Origin of the sequence: Vibrio pomeroyi (assembly GCF_024347595.1) — a bacterium.
In the GTDB taxonomy this organism is placed as follows: domain Bacteria; phylum Pseudomonadota; class Gammaproteobacteria; order Enterobacterales; family Vibrionaceae; genus Vibrio; species Vibrio pomeroyi.
In genome coordinates, this window is sequence record NZ_AP025506.1 from 2,482,250 (window position 1) to 2,498,571 (window position 16,322).

Genomic DNA, 16,322 nt, shown 5'->3' on the forward strand with positions numbered 1-16,322 from the left:
TTGTATTCGCTTCTTTTTAACTAGAAAACGTAAGCAACACCGACGTTGGCAGCCATATTAATCCCGCTTTCTAGGATTGGGCTGTTCTCGATATCACCTTCTAAATTGGTGTAACGAACGCCACCAGTCACTCGAACATTCGGCGTTACATGTAAGTAACCACCTAAGCCAATAAAGTACTGACCGTCCCAATCTGCATCGAACTCATTCAAGTTCGTTCTAGACGCTTCTGCCGAGCTCACACCATACAAGTGGTTGTTCAAGCGTTCACTGTTATAAGCGTAACCAATAGATGGAGTAATCGCCCAGCCATTGCGACGAATAGGAAGACGCCACGCTGCTTCCGCATAAATACCGTTGTGTTTAAAGCCTAGATCCGACCCCGCCGTCGCTTCAAACATTCCCACCATAGTGATCACTTGATAGCTTACGCCACCTAACACTGAAGCTTCACGCTCATCTAATTTTTGAATATCAATGTTATCAGAATCACCCGGCTTTAATGTTCTAGAGTCGTATACAGCACGAAAGACGATGTTTTGCGGTGAACCCGCAGGGAATAAACGATAGCCAGCACTGAAACCACGCATGAAAAAGTGCTCGCCTTCATAACCAATCATTGGAATAACTGCGCGGTTTGACGGCGTATCTTTATAAACAGCAGGGGAATAGGAAGCAGCCACACCCAATGACCATTGCGATATTTTTGCATGTGTAGTTGTCGCCATGAGCATTGTCGTTCCAACAAAGGCGATCTTTAACCAGAGACTCTTCACTATTTCTACCTATTTTTTAAGCGATTTTTGATAACGCCGCGCATTATATGGTATTTCATTCCAAAAAATCAATAAGGCTTCGTTATACATCTAACACCCAGAAATCCACGGCAAGAATTGGAAAGCCTCCTAAAATCATAAAACAAACCGTCGATACCCCATGAATGTAAAATAATTCGATTCCTCTCGGCTCAAGTTGCCCATTGCTTTCGTTAGCCATTCAACACGCAAAATTGTAAATAAATACATAATTGTTAAGCAAAATTGTGGAAGCGGGTCTAACCTTAAAATGTAGGGAGAGCCTATTTTTCAATCGCTCGTCAGTTTTGACTGGTTAACAAGGGGAATGTGACTATGAGTATATTTGACCACTATCAATCACGTTATGAAGCAGCCAAGGAAGAAGAGCTGACACTGCAAGAGTTCTTGGCGCTGTGTAAAGACGATAAAAGTGCTTACGCTAACGCTGCGGAACGCTTACTTCTTGCCATCGGCGAACCGGAGGTCATTGACACCGCTCAAGACCCTCATCTCAGTCGTATTTTCTCGAACCGAGTCATATCTCGCTACCGTGAATTTGAAGATTTTTACGGCATGGAAGACGCGATTGAACAGATTGTTTCTTATCTAAAACATGCGGCTCAAGGCTTAGAAGAACGCAAACAGATCCTTTACCTACTTGGCCCTGTGGGCGGTGGTAAATCTTCGCTTGCTGAAAAACTCAAAGCCCTGATGCAAAAGCTGCCAATTTATGTGTTGTCTGCTGACGGTGAACGAAGCCCAGTAAACGATCACCCATTCTGTCTGTTCGATGTCAACGAAGACGGTGACTTACTGAAGAACGAATATGGCATTGAGAAACGCTACCTTCGCTCGATTATGTCTCCGTGGGCAGCGAAACGTCTCCATGATTTTGGCGGCGATATTTCTAAATTCAAAGTCATCAAACTGCGCCCTTCTATTCTCGATCAAGTCGCGATTGCGAAAACAGAGCCAGGTGATGAAAACAACCAAGATATCTCATCTCTGGTAGGTAAAGTTGATATTCGCAAGCTTGAGCACTTCTCTCAAGATGATCCTGATGCCTACAGCTACTCTGGTGCGCTATGTAAAGCAAACCAAGGTCTGATGGAATTCGTGGAGATGTTCAAGGCACCAATCAAGGTATTGCACCCTCTACTAACAGCGACTCAAGAAGGTAACTTCAACGGTACTGAAGGGCTTTCTGCATTGCCATTCGACGGTATGATTCTGGCTCACTCGAACGAATCCGAGTGGCAGACCTTCCGTAACAACAAGAACAATGAAGCCTTCCTCGACCGTGTGTACATTGTAAAAGTCCCTTACTGTCTGCGTGTGTCTGAAGAAGTTAAGATCTACAAGAAACTGCTTGAGCACAGTGAACTATCCCAAGCGCCTTGCTCACCAAGCACACTCGATCTGCTATCGCAATTCAGCATCCTATCGAGACTGAAAGAGCCTGAAAACTCTTCTCTATTCTCTAAGATGCGTGTTTACGATGGTGAAACCCTAAAAGACACCGATCCAAAAGCGAAGAGCTACCAAGAGTACCGTGACTATGCGGGTGTTGATGAAGGCATGTCTGGTCTATCAACGCGTTTCGCCTTTAAGATCCTGTCTCGTGTGTTTAACTTCGACCAAGCCGAAGTGGCTGCAAACCCAGTGCATCTGTTCTACGTGATTGAACAGCAAATCGAACGTGAGCAATTCCCTCAAGAAACTGCTGAGAAGTACCTAGAGTTCTTGAAAGGATACCTAGTGCCACGCTACGTAGAGTTTATCGGTAAAGAAATTCAAACCGCATACCTAGAGTCTTACTCTGAGTACGGTCAGAATATCTTCGACCGCTATGTCACCTACGCTGACTTCTGGATTCAAGACCAAGAGTACCGCGATCCAGAAACAGGCCAGCTATTTGATCGTGCTTCTCTAAATGGTGAACTAGAGAAAATCGAGAAAACAGCCGGTATCAGTAACCCTAAAGACTTCCGAAATGAGATTGTGAACTTTGTGCTTCGTGCCAAAGCCAACAATAACGGTCAAAACCCAGTTTGGACGAGCTACGAAAAACTGCGCACTGTGATTGAGAAGAAAATGTTCTCTAACACAGAAGAGCTGCTTCCTGTTATTTCGTTCAATGCTAAGACCTCAACGGATGATCAGAAAAAACACGACGACTTCGTTGCTCGTATGATGGAAAAAGGCTACACCGAGAAACAAGTTAGACTGCTATCTGAGTGGTATCTAAGAGTTCGTAAATCCTCATAAACCAAACTGTATTGAGCTGCTCACGTGAGCAGCTCGTACAAAGCAATAACTCTTATATCCTAATAACTCTTATACCCTAATAAAAAGTAGGATCGTGACATCAGCTGAGAGGGAGTTCTTATGGCACAATTTATCGATCGGAGGCTCAATGGCAAGAATAAGAGTGCTGTAAATAGACAGCGATTCTTACGACGCCATAAAGAGCAAATCAAAGAATCTGTGGCCGATGCAGTCAACCGACGCTCAATCACCAATACTGAAACCGGTGAGGACGTCACTATTCCTCATAAAGACATCAAAGAGCCAAGCTTTCATCAAGGTCAAGGCGGCGTAAGAGAACGTGTTCACCCTGGTAATGATCAGTTCATCACGGGCGACAAAATTGAGCGTCCTAAAGGTGGCGGGCAAGGTGGCGGTTCAGGCCAAGGTGATGCAAGCCCTGATGGCGAAGGCCAAGATGAATTTACCTTCCAAATTTCAAAAGATGAGTATCTTGATATTCTCTTTGAAGATTTAGCTCTGCCTAATCTAGAGAAGAATCAGGTCAACAAAATCACCGAATGGAAAACTCACCGCTCTGGTTACCAAAGTGCGGGGATTCCTTCCAACATCGCTATTGTTCGTTCACTGCAGCAATCTCTAGCTCGCAGAACCGCAATGACAGCCGGTAAAAAGCGTGAGCTTAACCTACTGATGGAGCAACTTGACCAAGTTAAAATGACGGAACCGGCACAACCCTTCGAAGAAAGTCGCTTAAAAGAAGAGATTGCCGAGCTACGCAAAAAAATTGAAAACGTGCCATTCATTGACACCTTCGACTTACGTTTCAAAAACTATGAGAAGCGCCCTATTCCATCTAGCCAAGCGGTAATGTTCTGTTTGATGGATGTGTCCGGCTCAATGGATCAAGCCACCAAAGACATCGCAAAACGCTTCTACGTACTGCTTTATTTGTTCCTCAATCGTACCTACGAAAACGTCGATGTGGTGTTTATTCGTCACCATACTCAAGCAAAAGAAGTCGACGAACATGAGTTCTTCTACTCACAAGAAACCGGTGGCACCATCGTTTCTAGTGCACTGAAATTAATGAAAGAAATTGTCGCAGACCGTTACCCAGCTAATGAGTGGAATATCTATGCGGCACAAGCTTCTGATGGTGATAACTGGGCTGATGACTCACCTCGTTGTAAAGAACTGTTGGTCAATACGCTTCTACCAACTTGTCAGTATTACTCTTATATCGAAATCACACGCCGCTCTCACCAGACGCTTTGGCACGAGTATGAGAAGTTAGAAGCAAGCTTCGACAACTTCGCAATGAAAAACATCAAAACGGTGGATGATATCTTTCCTGTGTTTAGAGAACTGTTCCAGAAAGAGACAGCGTAAGGGGGCTTGCCATGACAGCGAAATCAAACGTTGCAGAGAAAAAAGCTGCACAAAAGAAAAACGACAAGATGCTGCCTGATGGTCCAGATTGGACGTTCAACCTCTTAGAGCAATATCACGTAGAAATTAAGCGTGTGGCGCAGCATTACCGTTTAGACACTTACCCAAACCAAATTGAAGTGATTACCTCAGAACAGATGATGGATGCTTACTCCAGTATCGGTATGCCCATCAATTATAATCATTGGTCGTTTGGTAAGAAATTCATTCAAACCGAACAAAACTACAAGCACGGCCAGATGGGACTCGCGTACGAAATCGTGATCAATTCCGATCCTTGTATCGCTTACCTGATGGAAGAGAACACGGTAACAATGCAGGCACTAGTGATGGCGCACGCCTGTTACGGCCATAACTCGTTCTTTAAGGGTAACTACCTATTCCAAACCTGGACAGATGCGAGCTCCATCATCGATTACTTGCTGTTCGCGAAAAAGTACATCAATGATTGTGAAGAGAAGTATGGCGTGGCTGAAGTTGAACAACTGCTTGATTCTTGTCATGCGCTGATGAATTACGGCGTAGACAGGTACAAACGCCCTGAAAAGATTTCCATTGCAGAAGAAACGGCAAGACAAGAAGAGCGTGAAGCTTATCTACAGTCTCAAGTGAACGAGCTTTGGAGAACTGTTCCTCAAAACAAAAGTAAGGAAGAAGAGACCAAAATCCGCTTCCCTAGCGAGCCTCAAGAGAACATTCTCTACTTTATTGAGAAGAACGCCCCACTACTTGAACCTTGGCAACGTGAGTGTGTTCGTATTGTTCGTAAAGTGAGCCAGTACTTCTATCCTCAGAAACAAACGCAAGTGATGAATGAAGGTTGGGCGACCTTCTGGCACTACACCATTCTGAATCACCTTTATGACGAAGGTTTGGTGAGTGACAAATTCATCTTAGAGTTCCTGCACAGCCATACCAGTGTAGTCGCACAACCTGCTTATAATAGCCCTTACTTCAGCGGGATAAACCCTTACGCACTCGGCTTTGCGATGTTTAGAGACATTCGACGCATCTGTGAAGAGCCAACCGATGAAGACAAAGAGTGGTTCCCTGAACTCGCCGGAAGTGATTGGTTAGAAGCGGTACACTTTGCAATGCACAATTTCAAAGATGAAAGCTTTATCAGCCAATATCTTTCTCCAAAGATCATTCGTGACTTTAAGCTGTTTTCTGTGCTTGATGATGACCGAAAAAACACCATTGAAGTGAGTGCGATTCACGATGATCCTGGCTATCGCCTGATTCGTGAAAAGCTTGCGGCGCAATACAACCTCAGCAACCTTGAACCGAATATTCAGGTGTTTAACGTTGATGTACGTGGCGATCGCTCAATGACGCTGCAATATGTACCTCATGACCGTATCCCGCTTGATAAAGGCTACGACGAAGTAATGAAGCATCTCTATCGCTTGTGGGGCTTTGACGTAATTCTTGAGGAGCTCAAAGACACAGGTCATCGAGAAATCCTGACCACTTGTCCGAAACGCAATGATTATGGAGCCAAGATTTAATATCCATCATAGTAAGTAGATAATGGGTATAAAACTCCGCTCCCCCTACAACATAGTGGTCACCCGCTCGGAAGTGGAGCAATAAAAAAGCGCATAAGTCTGATGACTTATGCGCTTTCTTTTCAAGGCTCAAACGTTTTTAAATAAACGTGAGGCACTCGAACTAAATAAGCTTAAATAATCGGCTTTTGACCGCGTTCAATCAGCTTCATCAACACGCTGTCTGCAGATTTACCTGCCACGCCAGCTAATTTGTCTGACAGCTTTTTCTTCTGTACGTAGTGAATCGCCAGAACCGTCTTGTCTTTGCATGCTTCAACAACTAAGTCATCAGAAGTACGGATCTCATCCACCAGCCCAAGTTCATGTGCTTGTGTACCAAACCAATGCTCACCCGTTGCAACCTTATCAAGGTCTAGCGCTGGGCGGTGATCACGAATGAAGTCTTTGAATAGACCATGTGTCTCTTCTAGCTCTTCTTTGAACTTCTCACGAGCTTTATCGCTGTTCTCACCAAACATGGTTAGAGTGCGCTTATACTCACCCGCAGTTAACTGTTCAAACTCAATGTCGTGCTTTTTAAGCAATTTGTTGAAGTTTGGCAGTTGAGCAATAACACCAATAGAGCCAACGATAGCGAAAGGTGCTGACACAATTTTGTCTGCGATACATGCCATCATGTAACCGCCACTTGCTGCTACTTTGTCTACCGAGATAGTCAAAGGCAAACCTGCTGCTTTAATACGATCAAGTTGAGAAGACGCCAAACCATAGCCGTGAACCATGCCACCGCCAGATTCAAGCTTAAGCAATACTTCATCGCCTTCACGAGCCACAGCCAGAACCGCCGTTACCTCTTCACGTAATGAAGCCACTTCTTTCGCATCAATGCTGCCATTAAAATCAAGAACGAATAGGTGTGGCTCTCGCTTGCTGTCAAGCTCACCCTCTTTCGCTGCTTTCTTCACTTCTTTACCGCGTGATTTTACTTTCTCTTTTTCCGCTTTCTTTTCTGCTTTATCACGGACTTTGATGAAAGCATCATCGTGTAGATGGTGCTCTAATTGTTCGATTGTCTGTTTATGGTGTTCAGATAGGTTCGTGATTTCCAGCTCACCTTTAATCGCGCTTGATTTTCCACCCACAGATTTAGCAATGACTAAAATTGCAATGATGGCGATTACAACGGTCGCAATCTTGGCTAAAAACAAGCCGTAGTCCAACAAAAATTCCAATGTCATATCCCCTATTGTATGAATTAGTGTATTGTAACCATCTTGTCACGATTACCAAGAATTTCTCATCATTCCTGCGGTTATCTGTGTGATTAAACATCAATGGAATGACGAACATAATAAAAGAAAGAAGGATAAGCACAGTGGATTACCCAATCTCTACAGATGCCCTCAAAGATAAAGTAATTTTGGTTACAGGTGCCGGTGCTGGCATTGGTCGCCAAGCCGCACTAAGCTTCGCTCAACATGGCGCAACTGTCATTCTGTTAGGCCGCAATGTAAAAAACCTAGAATTCATTTACGATGAAATCGAAAGCGCTGGTTACCCGCAGCCTGCAATTATCCCATTGGATTTAAAAGGTGCGACAAAACAGAACTACATTGATATGGCTGAAACCATTGAATCGCAGTTTGGTCGTTTAGATGGTCTACTTCATAACGCTGGCGTTTTAGGTACGCTGAGCCCGTTTGAGCAGATTGATGAAGAAACCTTTGATGATGTTATGCAGATCAATGTGAAGTCTGAGTTCTTGATGACTCAAGCACTTTTACCTGCACTTAAGAAAGCGGAAGCGGGTCGTATCGTATTCACCTCTTCTACCGTTGGTCACTCTGGCCGTGCATTCTGGGGCACTTACGCGATTTCTAAGTTTGCTACCGAAGGTATGATGCAGATCTTAGCGGATGAGCTTGAAGACACAAACATCCGTGTTAACGCGATCAATCCAGGCGGCACGCAAACACGTATGCGTGCAAAAGCGTACCCAGGTGAAGATGCTAACAAGCTGAAAACGCCACTGGACATCATCCCACTGTACCTACACTTAATGAACCCAAGTGTGACAGACATTAATGGCCAATGTATCGACGCTCAACCTAAGTAGTTGATATTATAACCAATCGTAAAAAGTCGCTTTAATAGCGGCTTTTTTTTGTATCTAAATCAATCTACTAGCACTTACTTCTGCTAATTTTCATCATTTTGCTTTGCATCTTTTTCATTGTTAAATATACTGTATAAATATACAGGTATTTAATTATGCATGAACTCATAAAAAACTTACAAGACCGCCAGCTAATCTGGAAAGGGCTGCAATCAACAACGCAAGGAAGTACCACTTCGACAGGCTATCCGCAATTGGATAAACAGCTTGATGGTGGCTTTCCTACACACGGCGTTATTGAAGTTGAATCACAACAAGGGATTGGCGAACTGCGCCTGCTTACGCCCTATTTAGCTCAGCAAAACTCACAGAAGCTAGCCATATTCATTAACCCGCCAGGGAAGATCTGTGCCGAGTTTTTTAGCAGCCAAGGGATTGAGCTCAATAACATCTTGGTGATTGAGCCTCAACGCGATCTCGATGCCTTGTGGGCTGCTGAACAATGCCTCAAAAGCGGTGCTTGTCATTCAGTATTGTTATGGGGAGCCGATCTCGAAATCCACCAAACCAAACGCCTACAAGCCGCAAGTGAAACGGGCAAGTGCCTGCAATTTCACTTTAAAACCACCAGCCATAATCAATTATCCCTGCCCGTTTCTTTAAGCATGAAACTCTCTTCTCACGCGCAGGGTTTAAAGGTTGAGGTGACTAAGAGAAAAGGCAGTTGGTCGTATGGCAGCTTTATTCTCGATATGACCCACAATTGGCCGTTACTGACAGAGAAAGTCATCAGCACCGACAGTTCACATCACGGTCTGTCAGGTAATACTGTGTTGGCCTTTCCTATTGCGAAGCAAGGTTAGCGCATGCTGTGGCTTTATCTGCACTTTCCATCTCTGCAGTTAGATACTTTATTTAACTCTAATGAATTGGGTTCGAACGAAGAATCACATGAGCAACCTATTATCATCGTGGATGAAAAAGATCATCGTGTACTGCAAGCTAATCAAGCCGCGCTGGACTCAGGCATTACACTGGACATGGGGCTAGGGTCTGCGGCGGCGCTTTGCCATCACTTACACGTCCACCCTTACAGTATTGAGCTAGAGAAAAATAAGCTGAAAGAGATAGCTCAATGGGCGTATCTGGTCACTTCTGATATGGCGTTATTGCCGCCTAATGGTTTGTTGATTAAAGCCTCTAACATGTTGTCACTTTACGACGGACTAGATAATTACTGGCATGAACTCAAAAATCATTTAGAAGCACTCAACATCCAGTTCAGCTTTGCGACGGGTTATTCGCCGCTTTCTGCGATCCTTTTGGGCAAACAAGCGATCAACCAAGCAACGAACAATGTTCAACACATGAAGACTTGGGTTAACCAACAAGCTCTGAGTTCTAGTGAGCTACCGCCTAAGCAAGTTGAACGCCTGAACCGTGTCGGCATTAATATCGTTGAAGACCTATTGAAACTGCCTTTGCAAGAAGTCGCACGTCGCTTTGATATCGACTTGGTGAATTATGTTGGTCGCCTTAATGGGCAGTTCAAGCACCCAATTGATTTTTATCATCCACCAGAAAGCTTCCAGCAATATCTGGAGCTGCTGTTTGATATTGAAAATATTCTATTTATCGAAAAGCCACTGCTGAAATTATTGAATCAACTGGAATGCTTTTTGAAGCTACGTGACAGAGTGGCGTTTGAGTTAACGCTGACTCTGCATCTAAGAGATAGAGACGATCATCATGTCTCTTTCTATTCAGCGCAGGGCGATTATCTTGCCAGCAAATGGGCGAACCTAACGCATCTCACCTTAGAGTCACTGAAGATCATAGCCCCCGTTCAAGGACTCACTCTCTCGTTAACTCGTCATGGTGAGCCTCAAATGGCCTACCATGATCTTTTTGATGGCAATACCGGAACGCTTGCTGCACTAGACCTACTTTCACTGTTACAAGCAAAGCTTGGGCAGGCCTGTATTCAAACGCCGAAAATACAGCAAGATCCTAGGCCAGAGAAAGCCAATCAATATTCGCTACCAACACTAAGTCATACGGCGAAAAAGGGGCTAGCTCCACAAGAACTCAATCAACAAACCACAGCAACGAACAGCATTAACCAACAGCGACTCAGGCCCAGTATTTTACTGCCAGAACCTGAAGCATTAACCGAGAACGTTACCTTATCTCAGGGGCCTGAGCGTATCGTTTCTGGGTGGTGGGATGGCGAAAAAATCATTCGAGACTACTTTATTGCTCACAGTGAAAACGGTCGATGGCTATGGGTGTTCAGAACACCCGATAAACAGTGGTTCTTACACGGCTTATTCAGCTAGTTAATGTGGTAAGTAGTTATTGCGATTTGTCCCATTAAAACGCCCCTTTTCAATCATGTTCACTCGCAACGGTTAAGTGAGATTCCATTATGTCTCAGCAATACTCAGAGCTTTTCTGTCAAAGTAATTACTCCTTTCTTGAGGGGGCTTCACACGCGGAAGAGCTAGTTTTACAGGCCGACTTTTTACGTTACAAAGCACTCGCTGTTACTGATGAATGCTCGGTCGCGGGCATCGTGAAGGTTCACTCTGCAATCAAGCAACACAAGCTGTCGCTCAAACAAATTGTCGGGAGCATGTTTTGGCTAAATGAAGAGTGCCAAGTAGTATTGTTATGCCCAAACAGACAAGCCTATGCCGAGCTGTGCCGCATTATTACCAATGCGAGACGTCGTAGCAGCAAAGGACATTATCAGCTCTCTGAGTGGGATATCATGTCGGCTAAGCACTGCTTCATCCTGTGGCTACCGCAACAAAAAAATGAAGACGCACATTGGGGACAGTGGCTTTCTCAACATCATTCCGGTCGGTTGTGGATTGGCTTACAGCGACACCTAAAACAGACCGATCAGCAATACACAGATTACTGCGTTGAGCTGTCAAAACATCACCATCTTCCGATCACTGCTTGTGGTGGCGTGTTGATGCACAATGCTAATCGCTTGCCCTTACAGCACTCACTCACCGCGATTAAATATCAAAAATCAGTGACCGAAGTTGGCAGTCACTTACTGGCGAATGCCGAGCGCTGTTTGCGAAGCATCAATAAGCTCTCTCATATCTTCAAAGCTGAGTGGTTAGAAGAGAGCAACCGAATCTCTGAGCTGTGCGACTTTGATTTAGATAGCCTACGCTACGAATACCCAAGTGAGCTGATACCTCAAGGGGAGACACCCATGAGTTATCTGCGCATGTTGGTCGAGAAAGGAAAAAAGGCTCGCTTCCCACAAGGTGTCCCTCATGACATCCAACAGATCATAGATAAAGAACTAGGGCTGATTGGCGAGCTCGACTACCCTTTCTTTTTTCTCACGATTCACGACATCGTGATGTTTGCTAAAAGCCAAGGGATTCTTTACCAAGGTCGAGGGTCAGCGGCTAACTCCGTGGTCTGTTATTGCCTAGAGATCACCTCTGTCGACCCAAGACAAATCTCGGTGCTGTTTGAACGCTTCATCAGTAAAGAGCGTGACGAGCCGCCTGATATTGATGTCGATTTTGAACACGAACGCCGTGAGGAAGTCATCCAATACATCTATCAAAAATACGGCCGAGAACGTGCTGCGCTTGCTGCTACGGTCATTTCTTATCGCTTCAAAAGCGCGGTAAGGGATGTCGGAAAAGCATTAGGGCTGCAAGAAACCCAGCTTGATTACTTCATTAAGAACACCAATCGCAGAGACAAAAGCCTAGGTTGGCAAGCTCAACTCACTCAATTGGGGCTGCAACCAGATTCTTTGAAAGGTCAGCAGTTTATCCATTTAGTGAATGAAATTATCGGCTTTCCACGTCATCTGTCTCAGCATGTGGGCGGCTTCGTGATCTCTTCTGGCCCTCTGTATGAATTGGTTCCTGTCGAAAATGCGGCGATGCACGATCGCACCATTATTCAATGGGATAAGGATGATCTTGAAACCTTAGGGTTACTAAAAGTGGATGTGCTAGCACTGGGTATGCTGTCTGCAATTCGAAAATGTTTCGACCTGATCAAGCGTATTTATGGCCGCTCGTTAACGATCGCAGAGATCACTCGCCTTAAGGATGATCCTCAGGTTTACGGCATGATTCAACGAGCAGACACGGTCGGTATATTCCAAATTGAATCACGCGCGCAAATGAGCATGCTACCAAGGCTTAAGCCGAGAACTTATTACGACCTAGTGATTCAAATCGCGATCGTGCGCCCAGGGCCGATTCAAGGCGATATGGTTCATCCGTTCTTAAAGCGTCGCGATGGTATTGAGCCAATCAGCTACCCATCTAAGGATGTTGAATCGGTACTCTCGCGTACCTTAGGCGTGCCGATATTTCAAGAGCAAGTGATTAAGCTCGCGATGGTGGCCGCAGGTTTCACAGGGGGTGAAGCGGATCAGCTCAGACGCGCAATGGCCGCTTGGAAAAAAAATGGCAACGTCTTTAAGTTCAAAACCAAGCTCATCGAAGGCATGCAAAAGCGAGGCTACGAAACCGAGTTTGCCGAACAGATTTTTAAACAGATATGTGGCTTTGGTGAATACGGTTTCCCTGAAAGCCATTCGGCTTCCTTTGCGGTATTAGCCTATTGTTCAGCTTGGTTGAAATGCTACTACCCAGAGTGCTTCTATGCTTCTTTGTTGAATAGCCAACCCATGGGCTTTTATAGTCCATCGCAGTTGGTTCAAGATGCACAGCGACACAATGTGACGATACTTCCAGTATGTGTGAACGCTTCTCAAAACGACCACACGGTTGTCTCTCAACAGAATGGTTTAGCGATTCGATTAGGGCTGCGACAAATCAAAGGTTTGAGTGAGCACGGTATCCAGAGCGTACTTGCCAATCGCCCGCATTCTGGTTATCGCCATCCTAGCCAAGTAAAACAGCTATCGATGAATAAGAAGGACATTGAGTTACTCGCATCAGCCAACGCGCTGCACAACGTTTCGGGAGACCGTTTCCAGACGCGCTGGGCGATAATGGATTCCGCTTCTGACCTACCTTTGTTTAGCCAAGTCTATGACGATACTAAAGATGGTCATGGCGAACACACACGGCATAAACCCAATGAGATGCAGGATTTACTCGAGGACTTCACCAGTGTCGGGATTTCATTAAACAAGCACCCTATCACTTTGTTAGAAGAAGCAAATCGATTAGGTCGATTCACTCATATGAAAGACTTGATACAGCAAAGACACAAATCCATGGTTACCGTTGTCGGGCTAGTTACAGGTAAGCAATCACCAGGTACTGCGGCAGGTGTCACCTTTGTCACACTGGAAGACAGCACTGGCAATATCAATGTGGTGGTATGGGGAGCCACAGCGCGTGCTCAACAGCAAGCTTATCTCACAGCCAAGGCATTAAAGGTACAAGGAATATTAGAAAAAGAAGGTGAAGTTGTGCATGTGATTGCCGGGAAGCTCATCGATATTACCGATGAGATTGTTGGGTTGAAAACCAAATCACGAGATTTTCATTAGCGACTCAAATCGCTTTCCCCCTAGAAACGCTAGAAACGAAAAAGGGAAGCATCTGCTTCCCTTCATTTCAAATTGTTGAGTTATACCTCAACGTCAGCTTCCGTACGTCTTTTCTTAAATTCCCTATATAGTAATAAGCTCAAAGTCATAACGACTTTAGACGTTAACCATATCATTAAGAGGAACTACCTTAGATTGTGCATGAAAAGTTACGTTAGTAGTGGGCATATTTCGTGTCGATTAATATGCTGCATCAATATTAGCAAACGTTTTCTATCAGGTCACTCAAAACAAACCGTACAGCAGTATTAATTATAAAAGTTGACGCATTCGCTCTTGAGTCACTTCAACTAAGAGGTCCGGTTGGAACTTAGAAATAAAGCGGTTACACCCTACTTTCTCAACCATAGCCTCATTAAAACTTCCGCTTAATGAGGTATTTAGCGTAATAAACAGGTCATGCATTCTCGGGTCAGTGCGTACTTCGTGAGTCAGTTTATAACCGTCCATTTCAGGCATTTCGGCATCGGTGATCATCAACAAAATCTCTTGATTGATGTCTTTACCTTCATCACACCACCCCTTAAGTAGGTTCAGTGCTTCTAAGCCATCACAACACTCAATAATGTTTAAACCAAGCTGAGACAAGGTACCTTTAATCTGGTTACGTGCGGTTGAAGAGTCATCAACGATAAGCACGTTTCGACCAATCATTTCGTTGGCTAACTGCTCATCTAACACACCTTCAGAGATCGACACATCGTAATCGATGATCTCTGCTAGCACTTTTTCAACATCGATGATCTCAACGATTTTGTGCTGCTCTTCTTCTTGAATATGCGTGATAGCCGTTAGGTAGTTTGCACGACCCGTGGTCTTTGGCGGCGGCTGGATTTCAGTCCAAGTTGTATTAACGATATTACGCACTTGCCCAACCAAGAAACCTTGTACGGTTCGGTTGTATTCAGTAATGATCAGGTTGCTCTCCTGAGCCTCTGCACGTGACGGTGGAAAGCCAATCGCACTGCGCAGATCAATCACAGGCACCGATTCACCACGTAAAGAAGCAACACCGGTAATGTGGTGGTGAGAGCCCGGTAAGCGAGTAAGTACAGGCACTTTTAGGACTTCTTTCACTTTAAATACGTTAATCGCAAATAGTTGACGACTATTTAAGCTGAATAATAAGAGTTCCAGACGGTTTTCACCGACTAGCTTGGTTCTCTGATCAACCGAATTTAAAACGCCAGACATACAACACCTTAGTGACAAATAATAACTGTGGCTACAATAGCCTACTTCAATGGGTTAAAGCAAAGCGCTAATGCACAGAATGCTTAAACTAAGTACAACAAATGATGTTATACAAAGCTTAAGTACATGGAAAGATTTGGGGTAAGGCTAAAAGAAGAGAAAAAGAGTTAGCCTTCAATAACTTTCATTAACAGCTGACCGTCATACAAGGCCTGCTTAATAAGTGCAGCGCCTGGCATGGTTGCCTGCTTATAGAATCGAGATTCCACCAGCTCTAAGTCTTGATGGTAAACCGATAAACTCTGCTCTTCGATACACTTTTGAATCGCAGGGTACAACACGCTCTTAGCCTGATTAATAACACCACCGACCAAGATTTTCTCTGGGTTAAACAGATTAATCACAATAGCAATCGCAGAGCCTAAGTAACGACCTAACTGTTCAATCACTTCAACAGCCAGAGGGTCGCCATCAGCCGCAGCAGCACAGATTTGCTCAATCGTAACATCCTCAAACACAGTCAGCGTTGATTCTTCACCATTGGCTAATCGCTCTTTCACTTGCTCACGGATCGCCTGTGAACTCGCGACCGTTTCTAAACAGCCTCGGTTACCACAATGGCAAAGCTTGCCCTCTTTATCGATCTGGATATGACCCAGTTCACCGATGTTACCGTGACGCCCTTGAAGAACGCGGCCATCAAGAATGATCCCGGCACCTAAACCATGGTGAATAGAGATAAGAACAGAGTTGTCGTTGTCTTGTGAATTACCAAATAGCTTTTCTGCTAGTGCCCAAGCTCGGGTGTCATTGGCAATAAAGACTGGCAGACCGGTTTCTTTGTAGATCTCCGGACCCAACGCTAGATTTTCAACGTTGTAATGTGGCATTTGTAGCACAATACCTTGCTCTGAATTCACAAGACCAGGCAGTGTGATGGCAATGCTCGTCACCCTGTCGAGTTGCTCGGCATAGGTTTGGAAGAACTCATCGATTTCATGGAGAAGACGTGCAAGCACATCATCTTGATCACGTTCATGGATATCAATTTTGGTATCGATAAGCACGTCGCCACCCAATTCATGGAGCGCGATCGTGAGGTAACCACGACCAAGACGCATCGACAAAAATTGCCAACCTTCGTTATTGGTTTGCAGACCGACAGCAGGACGCCCACGAGTCGTGGCTTCTTGAACCGTGGTTTCGTGAATAAGGTGAGCTTCAATGAGTTCACGGGTAATTTTAGTAATACTCGCCGGAGCCAACTCACTTTGCTTGGACAGATCGATACGAGAAATAGGACCTTTAAGGTCAATTAGTTTATATACACGACCAGCATTGACCTGTTTGATATGATCAATATGGCCCGGTTGAGCCATGTACATTTTACGCTCCAGAAA

Annotated in this window: 11 protein-coding genes; 7 read left to right on the plus strand and 4 right to left on the minus strand. The window is 44.7% G+C overall.

Features of this window, described 5'->3' with window-relative positions:
* Window positions 1-20 precede the first annotated feature (20 nt).
* Window positions 21-734: a MipA/OmpV family protein gene (locus tag OCV12_RS10825; protein WP_261885954.1), complete on the minus strand. Its 714-nt coding sequence runs from the start codon at window positions 732-734 to the stop codon at window positions 21-23.
* Between the two features lie 396 nt (window positions 735-1,130).
* Here OCV12_RS10825 and OCV12_RS10830 point away from each other — a divergent pair, with 396 nt between their 5' ends.
* The 3 genes from OCV12_RS10830 (at window position 1,131) to OCV12_RS10840 (ending at window position 6,028) form a co-directional block, all read left to right on the plus strand.
* Window positions 1,131-3,065, plus strand: coding sequence for a PrkA family serine protein kinase (locus OCV12_RS10830; protein WP_017631239.1), 1,935 nt, complete (start codon window positions 1,131-1,133; stop codon window positions 3,063-3,065).
* 120 nt (window positions 3,066-3,185) lie between these two features.
* Complete coding sequence (locus OCV12_RS10835) at window positions 3,186-4,457, plus strand: YeaH/YhbH family protein (RefSeq protein ID WP_048659698.1); 1,272 nt, start codon at window positions 3,186-3,188, stop codon at window positions 4,455-4,457.
* A gap of 11 nt (window positions 4,458-4,468) precedes the next feature.
* A complete protein-coding gene (locus OCV12_RS10840) occupies window positions 4,469-6,028 on the plus strand; it encodes a SpoVR family protein (RefSeq protein WP_261884647.1) in 1,560 nt (519 codons plus the stop codon).
* A gap of 173 nt (window positions 6,029-6,201) precedes the next feature.
* Here OCV12_RS10840 and sohB read toward each other — a convergent pair whose 3' ends face one another.
* Window positions 6,202-7,269, minus strand: a complete 1,068-nt coding sequence (sohB, locus tag OCV12_RS10845) for a protease SohB (RefSeq protein ID WP_261884648.1) — start codon at window positions 7,267-7,269, stop codon at window positions 6,202-6,204.
* A 137-nt stretch (window positions 7,270-7,406) separates the two neighbouring features.
* Here sohB and OCV12_RS10850 point away from each other — a divergent pair, with 137 nt between their 5' ends.
* The 4 genes from OCV12_RS10850 (at window position 7,407) to OCV12_RS10865 (ending at window position 13,668) form a co-directional block, all read left to right on the plus strand.
* Window positions 7,407-8,147, plus strand: a complete 741-nt coding sequence (locus OCV12_RS10850; RefSeq protein ID WP_017629695.1) for a YciK family oxidoreductase — start codon at window positions 7,407-7,409, stop codon at window positions 8,145-8,147.
* 155 nt (window positions 8,148-8,302) lie between these two features.
* The gene (gene imuA, locus OCV12_RS10855) at window positions 8,303-9,010 is read left to right on the plus strand and encodes a translesion DNA synthesis-associated protein ImuA (RefSeq protein WP_261884649.1); all 708 of its coding nucleotides are present in this window, start codon (window positions 8,303-8,305) and stop codon (window positions 9,008-9,010) included.
* A gap of 3 nt (window positions 9,011-9,013) precedes the next feature.
* Window positions 9,014-10,486 (plus strand): Y-family DNA polymerase, encoded by a 1,473-nt coding sequence (locus OCV12_RS10860; protein WP_261884650.1) that lies wholly within the window; start codon window positions 9,014-9,016, stop codon window positions 10,484-10,486.
* A gap of 89 nt (window positions 10,487-10,575) precedes the next feature.
* The gene (locus OCV12_RS10865; RefSeq protein WP_261884651.1) at window positions 10,576-13,668 is read left to right on the plus strand and encodes an error-prone DNA polymerase; all 3,093 of its coding nucleotides are present in this window, start codon (window positions 10,576-10,578) and stop codon (window positions 13,666-13,668) included.
* A gap of 312 nt (window positions 13,669-13,980) precedes the next feature.
* Here the strand turns inward: OCV12_RS10865 and OCV12_RS10870 are convergent, their stop codons facing one another.
* Together OCV12_RS10870 and mlc are read right to left on the minus strand one after the other, a co-directional pair.
* Window positions 13,981-14,922, minus strand: a complete 942-nt coding sequence (locus tag OCV12_RS10870; RefSeq protein WP_176680166.1) for a chemotaxis protein CheV — start codon at window positions 14,920-14,922, stop codon at window positions 13,981-13,983.
* 167 nt (window positions 14,923-15,089) lie between these two features.
* The gene (mlc, locus tag OCV12_RS10875; protein ID WP_017632359.1) at window positions 15,090-16,307 is read right to left on the minus strand and encodes a sugar metabolism global transcriptional regulator Mlc; all 1,218 of its coding nucleotides are present in this window, start codon (window positions 16,305-16,307) and stop codon (window positions 15,090-15,092) included.
* Between the last annotated feature and the right edge of the window lie 15 nt (window positions 16,308-16,322).